The sequence below is a fragment of the Streptomyces davaonensis JCM 4913 genome (genome assembly GCF_000349325.1).
In the GTDB taxonomy this organism is placed as follows: domain Bacteria; phylum Actinomycetota; class Actinomycetes; order Streptomycetales; family Streptomycetaceae; genus Streptomyces; species Streptomyces davaonensis.
This window is the reverse complement of the sequence record NC_020504.1, coordinates 2888186-2902347: the sequence shown is the minus strand read 5'-3', so window position 1 is coordinate 2902347 and position 14162 is coordinate 2888186. Positions and strand designations below refer to the sequence as shown.

Annotated in this window: 9 protein-coding genes; 5 read left to right on the top strand and 4 right to left on the bottom strand. The window is 69.0% G+C overall.

Annotation, left to right across the window (positions count from 1 at the left end; genetic code table 11):
- Positions 1-410: 410 nt before the first annotated feature.
- Positions 411-1979 carry a sigma-70 family RNA polymerase sigma factor gene (locus tag BN159_RS12480; protein WP_015657339.1) on the top strand — a complete coding sequence of 523 codons (1569 nt, stop codon included), beginning with the start codon at positions 411-413 and terminating at the stop codon, positions 1977-1979.
- A gap of 27 nt (positions 1980-2006) precedes the next feature.
- Here BN159_RS12480 and BN159_RS43835 read toward each other — a convergent pair whose 3' ends face one another.
- From BN159_RS43835 to BN159_RS12460, 4 genes are all read right to left on the bottom strand, one after another.
- Entirely contained in the window at positions 2007-2846 is an 840-nt protein-coding gene (locus BN159_RS43835) for a CAP domain-containing protein (protein ID WP_015657338.1), read from the bottom strand.
- Positions 2847-2971: 125 nt separating this feature from the next.
- Positions 2972-5260: a family 20 glycosylhydrolase gene (locus BN159_RS12470; protein WP_015657337.1), complete on the bottom strand. Its 2289-nt coding sequence runs from the start codon at positions 5258-5260 to the stop codon at positions 2972-2974.
- Between the two features lie 92 nt (positions 5261-5352).
- Positions 5353-8085 (bottom strand): ricin-type beta-trefoil lectin domain protein, encoded by a 2733-nt coding sequence (locus BN159_RS12465; RefSeq protein WP_015657336.1) that lies wholly within the window; start codon positions 8083-8085, stop codon positions 5353-5355.
- Between the two features lie 288 nt (positions 8086-8373).
- Complete coding sequence (locus BN159_RS12460) at positions 8374-9540, bottom strand: ROK family transcriptional regulator (protein ID WP_015657335.1); 1167 nt, start codon at positions 9538-9540, stop codon at positions 8374-8376.
- A gap of 258 nt (positions 9541-9798) precedes the next feature.
- Here BN159_RS12460 and BN159_RS12455 point away from each other — a divergent pair, with 258 nt between their 5' ends.
- The 4 genes from BN159_RS12455 (at position 9799) to BN159_RS12440 (ending at position 14143) form a co-directional block, all read left to right on the top strand.
- Positions 9799-10428: an EboA domain-containing protein gene (locus tag BN159_RS12455; RefSeq protein ID WP_015657334.1), complete on the top strand. Its 630-nt coding sequence runs from the start codon at positions 9799-9801 to the stop codon at positions 10426-10428.
- 270 nt (positions 10429-10698) lie between these two features.
- Positions 10699-12126 carry a sugar ABC transporter ATP-binding protein gene (locus tag BN159_RS12450; protein ID WP_015657332.1) on the top strand — a complete coding sequence of 476 codons (1428 nt, stop codon included), beginning with the start codon at positions 10699-10701 and terminating at the stop codon, positions 12124-12126.
- Positions 12123-13118, top strand: coding sequence for an ABC transporter permease (locus tag BN159_RS12445; RefSeq protein WP_015657331.1), 996 nt, complete (start codon positions 12123-12125; stop codon positions 13116-13118). Before BN159_RS12450 ends, BN159_RS12445 begins: the two co-directional genes overlap by 4 nt.
- Positions 13115-14143: an ABC transporter permease gene (locus tag BN159_RS12440; protein WP_015657330.1), complete on the top strand. Its 1029-nt coding sequence runs from the start codon at positions 13115-13117 to the stop codon at positions 14141-14143. Before BN159_RS12445 ends, BN159_RS12440 begins: the two co-directional genes overlap by 4 nt.
- Positions 14144-14162: the final 19 nt, after the last annotated feature.

Sequence of the window (14162 nt, the reverse complement as noted above, 5' to 3'; positions counted from 1 at the left end):
CAGCGCGGCAGGGCGGTCGGGGCCTGAGTGGAGGGGGTCGGGCAGGACCGTAACAACGATTCGCGGCGGACGTCCAACTGGACCGCCGTCCGCAGCGAAAAGGTAAAGCATCGGCAAAACGTCGGGATGTGCCGAGTGGCTCTCACTTCTCCCTCAATGAAGGCCAATACGGCACAGACGAGAGGGGCAGTGCCAGGACGTTCCCGTGGTCATGAGGACAGGGGGTCAGCGGGTGGCGGTGCCACAACCCCCAGTGCGGCACCGCCATCCGCCCTGTACGTCACCACGTCACGTATATCCGCCGGACGGACCGTGTAACGGTTCGATAACGCCGCGGGACGGTTTAGTCATAGCCTGCTCCCCGCAGAGGAGATGCTTTCGTCCCGTCCCCGGCCCAGAGAATGACCGATATGCGCAACAGCACCCCCGGCGACGCCGCCGGACCGGTCGGCAGTGACGCCGACCTGACTGTCCACATACGCAGCGGCGTGCCCGGCGACGCCCAGGCCGCGGCGGAGGAGCTTTACCGGCGACACCGCGCTCCGGTGCTGGCCTACGCGCGCACCTGCACCCGGGACTCGCACACTGCGGAGGACCTGACCTCGGAGGCGTTCGCCCGGGCGCTTCGGGCCGTACAGGGCGGCAGTGGCCCTCAGGATGCCTGGCGCCCCTATCTCCTGACGACAGTCCGCCGGACCGCGGCCGCCTGGTGCCGGACAGCGCGTCGCACGGAACTCGCGCCCGATTTCGAGGCCTGGCTGTCCGAAGCACCGATGGCGGAGAGCGGAGAGGAGTGGCTGCTGCACCAGGAGGAGGGCAACCGGGTGGTTCGCGCCTTTCGCAGTCTCCCCGAACGCTGGCGGACCGTCCTGTGGCACTCGGCGGTCGAGGGTGAGTCGCCGGAGCGGATCGCGCCCTTGCTCGGCCTCAGCGCGAGCGGCGTCGCCTCGCTCACGGCGCGTGCCCGGGAAGGGCTGCGGGAGGCGTATCTGGCGGAGTACGCCAGCGATCCGGATGCGTCGGAGGAATGCCGCCATTACACGGGCCTGCTCGCCGCCTCGATCCGCCGCGCCGGGCGGCGCCGCCGCCATCAGGGCCTGGAGCGGCACCTCGCGGACTGTCCCCGGTGCCGCCACGCGAGTCTCGAACTGCGCGATCTGAACGAGACTTTGGGTGTCGCGCTGCCCGTCGGTGTCCTGATGTGGGCGGGAGCCTCGTACGGGTCGAAGGCCGCCGGTGCCGGCGGAGCCGCGGCCGGCCTCGGCAAGACCGCATCCGGTATGGGTACGGGCCTCAAGGCGGTCGGCATCGGCGCTGTCGTGCTGGCCATCTCCGTCGGCGTCTACCTCCCCTTCAGGGACGGCGACGAGCCCCGAGAAGCCCCCGCTCCGAGGGCAGCTGCCCCCACCTCAACTCCCCCTCCGAAACCGAGTGAGTCCCCGTCATCGTCCCCTACCCGTAACCCGACGCCCTCGCCGAGCAGGCCCACCGCGTCGCCGCCCCCGTCCTGGTCGCCCGCCGCGACCGACCGGACCCAGCTACCGATCGTGTCCACCGGAAGGTGCATGGACATCGACCCGGTCGAGGGGGCCGAGCCTTACGAGGCCGCGTGTGACGGTAGCCGCACGCAACAGTGGGAGCTGCTCGTCGACCGCGCCGCACACGAGGTACGGCTTCGCAATTACGCGACCGGGATGTGCCTCGCCAATTCGGGTACGGAGGCGGACGGCGCCCCGGTCCGTCAGCAGCGCGCCGCCTGCACGTCGACGGAGCCCACCGCCCGCTGGACGTATTACGCGGGCGGGGACGGCAAGGTCGTTCTCGCACAGCTCGGATCCGGCCTGTACTACCTCGGTCTGGACGACTGGCACAATGCCGCACAGGGCAATCCCAACTCTCCAGCCATCGGTACGACAGCGAACTACTACAACACGCCTTCCCTGCGCTTCCGTTACGCGGGGGACGCCTTCAGCGTTTGACGATCGCCGTCCGGCTGGTGCTCCTCCTCACCAGCCGCTGGCGAAGGCCTGCGTCCACCACGGCCCTCCGGATGCGTCGTCGTGCATCCCCAGGCCCATTTCCTTGAAGTCGCAGTTGAGGATGTTCGCGCGGTGACCTGGACTGTTCATCCACGAGCCCATCACGTCGGCAGGGGACCCCTGGCCTGCCGCGATGTTCTCGCCCACGCTCTGCCAGCTGTAGCCGGCCGCGGTGATGCGGTCGCCGGGGCCCTTCCCGTCAGGGTTGGTGTGGTCGAAGTAGTGGCGTGCCGCCATGTCTTCCGAGTGGCGCTGGGCCGCCGTCGTGAGCTTGCCGTTCAGTGCGAGCGGACCGCATCCCGCCTTGCCGCGTTCGGCGTTGACCACTTCGAGGACCTGCGCGGCGACGTCGGCGGGCGCGGCCGCAGCCGGGGGAGCCTGCTGCGGCGTCCGGGCGGGCGTGGGTTCCGGCTTCGGCTCGGCGGTGCTCGTCCCCGGTCGGGATGTGGCCGTCTTGCTGGGGCTCGGCTTGGAAGAAGGGGAGCTGGGGGAGGGAGTGGGAGCAGCGGACCGCGAGGTCGCAGACGGCGAAGGGCTCTGCGGGGCAACGGCCTTCGCGGGAGCGGCCGACTCCACCGCGGCCAAGGGGCGGGGCTCGTCGGACTCCGACGGGTCGCTCAGTACGACGGCGGTGCCCCCGGCGATCACGACCGCGGTTGCCGCGGCCACGACGACGGTACGGCGGCGCTGTGCCGCTCGCTCGCGGCGCACCTCGGCACGCGTGTTGCTTGGTGTGCCGACTGGCGGTTCGGCAGAGGTGAAGAGCCCCGCTGACGAGTGCGTGGTGCGGGAGGAACGACGTGGCATGTGGACTACTCCGGAGGGGCAAGGGCTGCGTGCGACAGCGGTCGCACGCAGCCCAAGGGGCTGTCATTCCGGAAGAGTTCGGCCCCCGGCAGCCGTCCCGCCGCGTTATGCGGTCGTTACCTCCGTCAGGTGGGCAGTGTCCATTGCTGGTTCGCGCCGGTGTGGCAGGTGTAGAGGATGAGTTTGCTGTTGTTGGCGGTGGCTTCGGCGCTGACGTCGAGGCACTTGCCGGACGCGGTGTTGCGCAGGCGGCGGGTGTCGGTTTCGTAGGCCCACAGCTGGGTGCCGGAGGGCGTGCAGGGAGAGACGGTGACCGGGGTTCCGGCGGTCGTGGCGGCGGCGGTCATGCAGACACCGAGCGATCGGACCGTGCCGTCGGCGGCCGGCGTCCAGGTTTGGTTGGCGTCGCCGTGGCAGTCCCAGATGGTGAGTTGGGTACCGGGAGAGGTCTGGGAGGCGGGGATGTCCAGGCAGCGGCCTGAGCCGACGCCTTTGATCTGGCCGGTCCGGGCGGGGGAGTACACCTCGAATTCGTAGAGCGAGTAGCCGTAGGTGGTGCCGCGCTGGGTTCCGTTCATGCGTACATAGCGGCCGGTGCCGGTGAGGCCGGTCAGGTCGTCCACGCCGCCGTCGCCCGCGGCGGTGCTGTGGCGAGTGGTCCAGGTGGAGCCGTCGGTGGAGGTCTGGATCTGGTAGGCCTTGCCGTAGGCGGCCTCCCAGCGGAGGACCACCCGGCTGATCGGGACGTTCGAGCCGAGGTCGACGGTGATCGTGCTCGGGTCGGTGTGGGCACTGGACCAGCGGGTGGCCGGGTCACCGTCGACGGCCTGGGCGGCGGGGAACGACGGTGTCTCGGTCGAGGAGGCCGTCACCGGGCGGTTGTACGCCAGGTTGCCCGGGATCGGCCGCACCCAGCCGGGGGAGCGGCCGATGGTGTCGGAGAGCTGGGTGAACTCGGAGTAGGTCGGCACAGGCTTCGGCGAGCCCCAGGTCTGCTGGGCGATGACCCGCAGGGTGTACTTGATGCCCGCGGCGATCTGGTCCTCGGTCTCGGCGCCCGGGGAGTCGGCCCATACGTGGACGTTGCTGCCCAGGTTGCGGGCGGGCTGGTCGATGGAGCCGCCGGCCTGGAACAGGTTGGGATGCCACGTCTCGTAGCCCCACTTGTTGTCCGGCTTGCTGCCGCCCAGCACGTAGTAGGTGGGGTTCCAGGACTGGTTGGAGATGGTGTGGCCGCGGGCGAGTAGTTGCTGCGGCGTGAGTCCGTAGTCGTACCAGTACTCGACATGGATGTTGGCGGCCGGGTTGATCGTGCCGTCATCGTGCCGGATGCCGTCGTTCCACATCCGCATGGTCTTGCCGCCGGCGCGGACGATGTCATTCGCCCAGTTGATGAAGCCGTAGTAGACGTCCTTGGGCTTGGCGTTCGCGCCGTACTTTGCCTTGGCGTAGGTGTGCAGCTGCGGGTAGTCGCTGTAGCTGTCGCCGAAGTGGCCGATGTATTCGTCCGCGCCGATGTGCCAGTAATTGCCGGGGAACAGCGGCAGGTACTCCTTGATCAGATCGCTGATCAGCGTGTAGGAGGCCTCCTTGGACAGGTCGATGAGGCTGTCGCGGACCACGCCGCTGCTGGATTTCAGCTTGAGTTCGGGCTTCGCCGCGAGGATGGCGTCCATGTGCCCCGGGAAGTCGATCTCGGGAACGATGGTGATGTGGTGCTTCGCCGCCAAAGCCACCAGCTCCCGGATCTCCTGCTTGGTGTAGTGCTGCGCGGAGACGATCTCGGGGTGGGTGCTGGACTCCAGCCGGAAGCCGAAGTTGTCGGACAGGTGGAAGTGGAAGGTGTTGAGCTTGAGGTAGGCCAGCTCCTTGATGTGTTTGCGCAGCCAGTCGACGGTGAAGTACTTGCGGCCCTGGTCGACCATGAGTCCCCGTTCGGGCTTGGTCGGCGCGTCGATGGCTGTGCCCGCGGCGATGGTCGGCGACTGGCGCAGGAGCTGGAGCACGGTCCGGGTGCCGTAGAACGCGCCGGTGTCCTTCGACGCCTTGATCTCGATGCTCGATCCGACGGTCATCGTGTATCCCTCGGCCGGTGTACTGCCGCCGAGGGAGAGCCGGATGTCCCCGGCCGCGGCCGTGCCGTGCACGACCGGGACGGTCCGGCCGGTCTGGGCGCGCAGATCGTCGGCGAAGGTCGCGGCGTCGTCGTCGAGTTGGGCCGCGAAGGCGGGATCGACCACGATCTTGCTCGTGGCGGTGAAGGTGTACGAGCCGGACGCGGGCGTCCATTGACTCAGGGCGGGAATGGTCTGCCGGCCGGGTGCCGCGGCCGGGGCGGCCTGCGTCGGCGACGGCAGGAGAGTGAGAAGCGCGGCGCTCAGGAGCGCGGCGATCACACCGGCAAGGCGTCTCATGGAACTCCTTCGTGAGGATGCAACGGCCTGGAATGGGACGGGAGTTCGGTGTGGGACGGCATCCCCTCCGTCCCACACCGGGCGTGCTCACCTCAGCTGGGAACGGTCCATTGCTGGTTGGTGCCGGTGTGGCAGGTGTAGAGGATGAGCTTGCTGCCGTTGGCGCTGGCGCCTGCGTTGACATCGAGGCACTTGCCGGAGGCGGGATTGCGCAGACGCTGTGCGGTGGCTTCGTAGGTCCACTGCTGGGTGGGGGCGGCGGTGCAGGGGGAGAGGGTGACCGGTGCCAGGTCGGTGAGGGTGGCCGCGGTCATGCAGACGCCCAGGGCGCGGACCGTACCGTCGGACGAGAGCTGCCAGGTCTGGTTGGGGCCGCCGTGGCAGTCCCAGATGACGAGCTGGGTCCCGGTGGTGGTGTTGGCGCCCGGGATGTCCACGCAGCGGCCGGAGCCGACGCCCTTGACCGTGCCGGTCGGGGTGCCGGTGCCGGGCGCGTCGCCGGTGGGTGCGGTTCCGTTGGGCAGTGTGGCGCCGGAGGCGACGACGGTGAAGGCCGCGCTGGTCGACTTGGTTCCGGTCTTGATGTGGAGCGTGCCCCCGCGTGTTGCCGGATCGAAGAACCAGCCGGTGGTGGCGGCGTCGAAGGCTGCCTCAGTGGCGTGAGCGGTGAGGGTCGTGCCGTCGAGCTTCACTGTGGTCGGGGCGCTGCTGACTCGAAGGTCCAGCTGGTAGCCGCGGGAGGCGGCCTTGCCCGTGTAACTGCCCTGGGAAGCACCGACGTTCACGGTGATGTCGCCGGTTCCCTGGGCCGGCGCGGTGACGTCGACCTTCTGACGGGCGAATGCGCCGGTCCGGTGAGCGCGGGTCACCCCGTCGTCCTCGTAAAGGGTGAAGGAGGAGGAGCCGCGCGGGTGGATGTCGAAGGTGATCGGGGTGTGCGGCTTCTCGCCGCTGTGGTTCATCTGCGGCCACATCGGCACGATCGAACCGGCCTTCACCAGCAGCGGCAGGGTGTCGAGGGGCGCCTTGTAGTCGTCGATCCAACCCGGGCCGGTCCAGGTCTTGCCGGTCCAGTAGTCGGTCCAGGTGCCTGCGGGCAGATAGATGTCGTCACGGGTGGACGTGTCGGAGGTGACGGGGGCGACGAGGAAGGCGTCGCCGGCCATGAACTGCTGGGAGGTGAGGTTGCCCCGGGAGACGGCGTCACCGGGGAACTCCAGGGCCATGGGGCGGACGGTCGGCACACCGGACTGCGAGGCGTTGGCGGAGTGCGTGTAGAAGTAGGGCGTCAACCGCATCTTCAGCTTCAGGTACTTGCGGTTGATCGACAGATAGGGCTCGCCGAACCTCCAGGGCTGCTTGTCCTGATACCCGGCCGACGGGTTGGTGGCGCCCCAGCCGGACATGGTCATGAACGCCGGGGTGAACGCCTTCCACTGCAGATCGCGGACGTACGTGGGGCCGGAGCCCCCGTAGATGCCGTCGACGTCGCCCGTCGCGTAGTTGAAACCGGAGAAGGCCGCACCGGCGATGGCGGGCACGTGCCAGCGCATGTCGTTCCAGGTGCCGAAGGTGTCGCCGGTCCAGACGACGGCGTTGCGGTGGGTGCCGGCCCAGCCGTCGACCGTCCAGACGAAGCGCCGGGCATCGGAGTTGTTTTCGATTCCGTTGACGGCTGCCTGGACGCCGTCGAAGGCGGGTTCGTATCCGCCGCCGACCCAGGCGACGTCGGTCTTCACGGCGCGGGATCCGGCGGTGCCGACCTCCCAGCCGATGTTGGAGAGGCTTCGCTCGGTCCACAAGCCCGACTGGAAGCCGAGCTTCTTCAACTCACTGACGGTGGAGGGCAGTTCTTCGTACTCGCAGCCGTAGCCGTCGTTGGGCAGGAACCAGCCGGACGGCATGTCCTTGGCGCGGGCGTCGCGGGCGTAGTCGAGGACATCGGGGGTCTTGAGGTGTCCGGGCCGGTTCTGCGGTCCCTGCTCCGGGTCGGTGTTGTACGTGGACCAGCAGTCTGCGTTGCCGAGTTCGAGTCCCCAGATGGGAGCGAGGAACGGTTTGCCGGTGACGTCGGTGTAGTCGCCGAGGAGGTTCTTGGGTGTGTCCCCGACGAAGAAGTAGGCGTCGTACCGGCTTTCGTCGTGCCGGGTGGTGACGGGCGAGTGGAAGTTGTACTGGCCCGGCTTCCAGGTGTTGCGCATGACCGCATAGCCGTTGGTCGACATGTAGAACGGCGCGGGGCTGGCGTTGGTGTTCTCCTTCCACTGGTTGTCGACCTTGACCGGGACGGACATGCCGCGCAGCGCCCATTGACCGAGGCGGAGCCCGGTGCCGTAGAACTGCTCGTCGGCACCGCGTGACAGGCTCTGAGTGACGCTGCTCGCGTCCCAGGTCAGGCCGGAGGTCTCGGACCAGATGAGCGTGGCGTTGTCCGCCTTGTAGAGGGCGAACCGCAGGGGTGACTTGTAGGCCCGCAGGGTGAGGGAGTTCGTCGAGATCCGGTAGTGGTCACCGGCATCGGCGTACGTCGGGTTGACCGCGCCGAATTCGGTCTTCGTGGCGAGCTTGCTGCCGACGGGGTCTGTGAAGGTGCCGTCGGGGGCGAGCCACAACCGGAAGATGTCGGCGCGGGCGAAGTCGACCCGGACCTTGGCCGGGCCTGCAGTGATCGTGAAGGTGTCGCCCGCCTGGCTGAAGCCGGTGATGGAGCCGACGGTCGCGGCGGAGGCGGGCGCAGCCGTGCCCAGCACATGGGCCAGGCAAGCGATGAGGAGCAGGGCCAGGGGGGCACCGAGTCTGCGGTACCGGTGGCGGACTGGGGGCATGACGGTCCTCTCGGAGGAGAGCGGTCCGGAGCCCCTGCCCGGCGGCACGCGCACCGCGCCTCGACTCAGGTGGAGAACTCCGGACCAGTTGCGGCGGTGCAGGCATGCCAGCTCAGACGTGACGTGTACCCGTCACTTTGGAGAGTAAGAGGCATTTATGTCGACCGTCAAGCAAAAGTGTAAGAGGATGCGGCATAAGAGGCCGGCCGTGCGGCGGAGTCAGCTTCTCAGCGCGACGGCCGACGCTGCCCAAGTACACGTGCCCGTGGCTCGCTTCGCCGAGGTCACTCAGGCGAGCGTGCGGTCGATCGCGTCCGAGGCGAGGGCCTCGTCGATGACCATGGCTGCGGCGCCGATGACACCCACCTGTTCGCCCAGGCGGGAGACGCGGATCTGGAGGTTGGCGGTGGCCAGCGGGAGGGAACGGCTGTAGACGCGCTCGCGGACACCTGCCAGCAGGTGCTCTCCGGCCTCGGCGAGCTCACCGCCGATGACGATGACGCTGGGATTGAAGAAGCTCACCAGGGAGGCCAGCACGTCACCGACGTTCCGCCCCGCCTCACGCACGAGTGAGATGGCGGCGGGCTCGGCCGCCCGGACCTGGGCGATGACGTCCCCGGCGTTCCGTGCCTCGATCCCCGATACGCGCAGCCGGGCGGCGAGCGCGTTGCCTCCGGCGATGGCCTCCAGGCAGCCGGTGTTGCCGCAGGGGCACATCACGTCCGGGTCCGCGTCGGCCACCCGGACATGCCCGATGTCACCGGCGGCTCCCTGGGCCCCGCGGTGCAGCCGGTGCTCCGTGATGAGGCCCGAGCCGATGCCCGTGCCGATCTTGACGAAGATCATGTGCTCGACGTCGCGAATCGTGGACCAGTGTTCGCCCAGGGCCATGATGTTGACGTCGTTGTCGACCAGGACGGGGGCGCCGAGCCGCGAGCCCAGCCACCCCGCGACGTCGAAGTCGTCCCAGCCGGGCATGATCGGAGGGTTGATCGGGCGGCCGGTTTCGTGCGATACGGGGCCGGGGAGGCCGACGCCCACCCCGCTGACCTCTTCGCGTGTGTGCCCGGTCTCTTCGAGTAGTTCGGTGAAGGCGTCGGCGAGCCAGCCGAGGACCGTCTCCGGCCCCTCGGCGATGGCGAGTTCAGTGCGCCGCTCGGCCAGGATGCCGGCGGCGAGGTTGGTGACGGCGGCGCGTGCGTGCAGGGCACCCAGGTCCGCGGCGAGCACGACACGGGCTTCCGGGTTGAATGCGTAGGAGACGGCGGGACGTCCGCCCGAGGACACGGCTTCGCCCTCGGGTACGACCCATCCCTGCTTGAGCAGCGCGTCCAGGCGCACACCGACTGTGGACCGGGCCAGGCCGGTCAGCTTGACCAGGTCCGCGCGGGTGCGGGACCGGCCGTCGCGCAGGATCGTCAGCAGTTCGCCGGCACCGGCCGTGTCTGTCGTCAACGTGATCTCCTCCGCTCGCGATCGATGATGTCACAGCCCTGAGTTCGGATGTCTCGCGGTCACTTCCGATGGTGACCAGGCGAATGAGACCCCGCAGATCCGCGCAGAATCGGCGCAATTGTGCTCGTCGGTGACGGAACTGTGTAACAGATCCGCAAAGCGGCGGGATGGAGGGGCGAAGCCGCGCTCTGGACAGCGAACAGGTTCTGCAGGGCTGTCGACTGCGTTGTCGGTCGCTGGACCAATGGAGACGGACACATGGCTTCTGGACTCGTCACTCCCGAACAGCTCCGCACTCGGCTGGCTGGGCTACTCTCGCCGGCGGCTCTGGTCTGGGTGGAAGACGCCTGCGCAGTGGTGTCGGAACAACCCGAAGCGGTCATGACGCTCTCGGCGGGCGCCGGGCTGCGCTGCGGTCGTGCCGCGTTGGGCCCGGGCTTCGAGGACTGGACGGCGGACGAGGCGGCCCGGGCCCTGATGCTCTGTGCTCTGCCGCTCAACGGCCCGGAGCTGGCCGCGGCTGTCGAGTCGGTGTACCACCTGGGGGACAGCTCCGAGCGACGCGCGGTACTGCGCGCGCTGCCCATGCTGGGCGTGGGGGAGCGGTCCGTGGGGCTGGTGCGGGATGCGCTGGGCACGAACGATCCGCGGCTGGTCGCCGCCGCGTTGGGGCCTGGTGCGGCCACGTATCTCGATCAGTCGTCGTGGCGGGACGGCGTACTGAAATGCCTGTTCCTGGAGGTGCCGCTGACCGTGGTGGCGGACCTGTACCGGCGGACGGACGCCGAGTTGATCCGAATGCTCCGGCACCACGCGGCCGAGCGTGCGGCCGTGGGAGAAACCGTGCCGGCCGATCTGAACGCCGTCATCGACCGGTGGGAGGGCTGAACGGGGAACGCATCCGCCCCCGCCTTCTGTTGGCCCTCTCCCCACTTATGTCGATGAACTGTCGTTAGTCCGTTGACTGGCAACAGAAGTAAGTCCTAATGTGCACGTCATGCTGATGAAACGCCGCTCATCTTCGGATCTTCGGATGGGCATCATTGGAAACGGGTTCATGGAACGGGCGCACGCCCGAACGGTCCGGGAGATTGGGGTGCGGCGCACGGGGGTCGTCGCTGCCACTGAGTTCGGTGCCTGGCGGCTGCCGTGCTGAAGATGACGGGCATCGGCAAGAGCTTCCTCGGGGTGCGTGTCCTGAAGGGGATCGACCTCGAAGTCGAGGCGGGTGAAGTGCACGCCATCGTCGGGGAGAACGGCGCGGGCAAGTCCACGCTGATGAAGATCCTCACCGGCGTGCACAGCCCCGACGAAGGACAGATCGAGATCAACGGCCAGGAGGTGTCCTTCGGGCATCCACTGGCGGCACAGCGGGCCGGAGTGGCCATCATCTACCAGGAGTTCACGCTGCTGCCGGAGCGCACGGTCGCGGAGAACGTCTTCCTCGGCCGGGAGCCGGTGCGCCGGGGTCTGGTCGACCGAGCCGCGATGGATGAGGCCACGGCCGAACTTCTGGCCTCCCTGGGGGAGGAGTCGTTCGGGCCGCGTGACCTGGTCCGCCGGCTCTCGGTGGCACAGCAGCAGGTCGTGGAGATCGTCAAAGCCCTGTCGCTGGACGCCCGGATCGTGGTCATGGACGAGCCGACCGCGGCCCTGGCGGAGCACGAGGTGGAGCTGCTTTACCGGCTCGTCCGCCAGTTGCGGCAGCGCGGCATCGCCGTGCTGTACATCTCGCATCGGCTGCGGGAGATCTTTGAACTGGCCGACCAGATCACTGTGTTGAAGGACGGAGCGAAGGTCACCACCGTGGCAGCCGCTTGGCTGAACACCAACCGGCTCGTGGAGCTGATGGTCGGCCGCGAGCTGGGCGACTACTACCCTCCCCGCGCGACCGCCGCACCCGGACCGGTATTGCTGTCGGTGCGCGGCGGCGGTAATGCGCGGCTCGACGGGATCGACCTGGACCTGCGGGCCGGGGAGATCGTAGGCCTGGCAGGGCTGCAAGGTTCCGGGCGCACCGAGCTGGTGAAGGCGCTGTTCGGAGCGGAGCCGTTCACCCGCGGCGAGATGGAGCCGCGGCGGACCAGGAGCGTGCGGGACGGCATCGCGGCCGGGATCGGCCTGGTGACCGAGGACCGCAAGGCCGAGGGGCTCGCCCTGCACCAGTCCGTCAAGGACAACGCTCTGCTGGTCGCCCGCACCACCCGCGGCCGGTACAAGGGCGCGGTGCTGGACCTGCTCACCCGGGTCCGGCTGGCTCCACCCGACCCCGGCAAGGAGGTCCGCTATCTCTCGGGCGGCAACCAGCAGAAGGTCGTCCTGGCGAAGTGGCTGACCGTTGCCCCTAAGGTGCTGCTCTTCGACGAGCCGACCCGTGGGGTGGACGTGGGCGCCAAGGCCGCCATCCACGAACTCGTCCGTGAACTCGCCGAGGACGGAATGGCCGTCCTCCTCATCTCCTCCGAACTCCCCGAACTCATCGGCATGAGCGACCGGATCGTCGTCCTGCGGGAGGGCCGGATCGCAGGCCACCTGCCCGCGGGCTCCTCGGAGACAGCGGTCATGCAGCTGGCGGCGGCGTCATGAACCAACCGACCAAGACCCTGCGCCCGCCGGTACGGAACGCCACCGTGCGGAAGATCGCCGCGGACAGCCCGGCACGACCCGTCTTCATCGCGCTGGCGGTGGTCGCCGCCGTCGGGTGGATCCTCGTCAACGCCGACGGCGGCCAACTGTTCAGCCAGGACAGCCTGGTGGGGATCCAGCAGCGCTCCGCGGCGCTGGGCATCGTGGCGGTCGGACAGACCCTCGCGATCCTCGCCGGCTCGCTCGACCTGTCCGTCGCCTACCTCATCAGCCTCACCTCCCTGGTGGCGGCGGAGACCATGGCCGAGTACGGAGTCCTCGCCGGGATCGGCGCCGTTCTGGTGCTGAGCGCCCTCGTGGGCCTGGTCAACGGGCTGGTCATCACCAGGCTGAAAGTGCACGCGTTCATCGCGACCCTCGGCGTCGCCCTGATCATCCGGGGCATCCTCGACGACCGCTACGACGGCCCCGCCGGCAGCGTGCCCACCTCGTTCCAGCGGCTGGGCTACGACCGGATCGGCCCGATCCCGGTATCGGCCCTGCTCTGGGGCGGCATCGCGATCGCGGCGATCCTCCTGCTGCGCCGCACCACGCTCGGATTCCGGATCTACGCGGTCGGCGGCGACCCGGAAGTCGCCCGGCTGTCGGGAGTGCGCACCGACAGGATCATCGTGGCCACCCACGTGCTCTGCTCGCTGTGCGCGGGAGCCGCCGGACTGCTGCTCGCCGCCCGGCTCGGCGCGGGCGCCCCGACCGTCGGCACCGACGGCGGCTACGACCTGGAGTCCATCGCGGCCGTCGTACTGGGCGGAACCGCCCTGGCAGGCGGACGTGGCGGCGTCGCCGGGACGGTCGGCGGCGTACTCGTACTGGCCGTGCTCGACAGCGTCTTCAACCAGCTTGAGGTGAATTCCTTCGCCAAGGACGTCGTGCGCGGCGTCGTGATCGTCGCCGCTCTGGCGGTCTACGCCCGAGGAAGGCGGTCGAAATGACACCACCCAGCTGGACCGTTCAACGGGAGACGCATGACCAGCCACCCGCCCCGCGCGAGGGGCGCAGTCGCCTCGGTGAGCTGAGGAGCGTCCTGCCCGCGGCACGCGACCTGCCCGTCTTCGTCGTCCTGGCGATCCTGCTGATCGCCATTGCCGCCTCGAACTCGTACTTCCTGGAGGCCGAGGGGTTCCTCGCCTTCGTCAAACGGGCCGCGCCCCTGGCCATCCTCGCGGCCGGGCAGTACTTCGTCATCGTCTCCGGTGAGTTCGACCTGTCGGTCGGCTCCCTGGTCACCGCCGAAGTGGTCATCGCCGCCCGGCTGATCGACGGAGACTCCTCCGCGACCTGGCCCGTCCTCCTGCTGCTCCTGGCGCTCGGAGCCTTGGTGGGCCTGGTCAACGGCCTCATCACCACGCTGCTGAGAGTGTCTTCGTTCATCGCGACGCTCGGGATGATGCTGATCCTCTCCGGGGCGGTCTTCCTGTGGACCGACGGGGCTCCGCGGGGCGCCCTGTCCGAAGAGTTCCGGCGGTTCGGGCGGGGCGATCTCGGCCCGGTGCCGTGGTCGGTGGTCATCCTGGCGGTCATCACCGTCGGTGTCGTGCTCTTGATGCGGGCCGGCTTCGGCCGCCGCCTCGTCGCCACCGGCGACAACCACCGTGCTGCCGCGCTGTCCGGGGTGCGGATCCACCGGGTCAGGATCGCGGCGTTCGTGCTGTCCGGCATGTCCGCCGCGCTCTGCGCCATCCTGCTCGGTGGCTTCGCCGGCGTCTCCGCCCAGGTCGGCCAAGGCCTGGAGTTCCAGGCCATCACCGCGGTCGTGCTCGGCGGAGTCGTCCTGGGCGGCGGCCGCGGCTCGATCACAGCGGCCCTCGCCGGAGCCTTCACCCTCGAAGCGCTCTTCACGCTGCTCAATCTGCACGGCATCTCGGGAGCCCTCGAATACACCGTGCAGGGCGCCATCCTCATCGCCGCGGTCGCCCTGGGAGCCGTGCAGCTCCCGCGCCGCTCACCCGCTTCCTGACTCATCGTCATCTGCAAGA

Bases quoted from the DNA above. Each gene is read 5' to 3' on its own strand.
- BN159_RS12455 (WP_015657334.1), top strand. From the start codon at position 9,799: ATGGCTTCTGGACTCGTCACTCCCGAACAGCTCCGCACTCGGCTGGCT.
- BN159_RS12445 (WP_015657331.1), top strand. From the start codon at position 12,123: ATGAACCAACCGACCAAGACCCTGCGCCCGCCGGTACGGAACGCCACC.
- BN159_RS12470 (WP_015657337.1), bottom strand. From the start codon at position 5,260: ATGAGACGCCTTGCCGGTGTGATCGCCGCGCTCCTGAGCGCCGCGCTT.
- BN159_RS43835 (WP_015657338.1), bottom strand. From the start codon at position 2,846: ATGCCACGTCGTTCCTCCCGCACCACGCACTCGTCAGCGGGGCTCTTC.
- BN159_RS12450 (WP_015657332.1), top strand. From the start codon at position 10,699: ATGACGGGCATCGGCAAGAGCTTCCTCGGGGTGCGTGTCCTGAAGGGG.
- BN159_RS12465 (WP_015657336.1), bottom strand. From the start codon at position 8,085: ATGCCCCCAGTCCGCCACCGGTACCGCAGACTCGGTGCCCCCCTGGCC.
- BN159_RS12480 (WP_015657339.1), top strand. From the start codon at position 411: ATGCGCAACAGCACCCCCGGCGACGCCGCCGGACCGGTCGGCAGTGAC.
- BN159_RS12440 (WP_015657330.1), top strand. From the start codon at position 13,115: ATGACACCACCCAGCTGGACCGTTCAACGGGAGACGCATGACCAGCCA.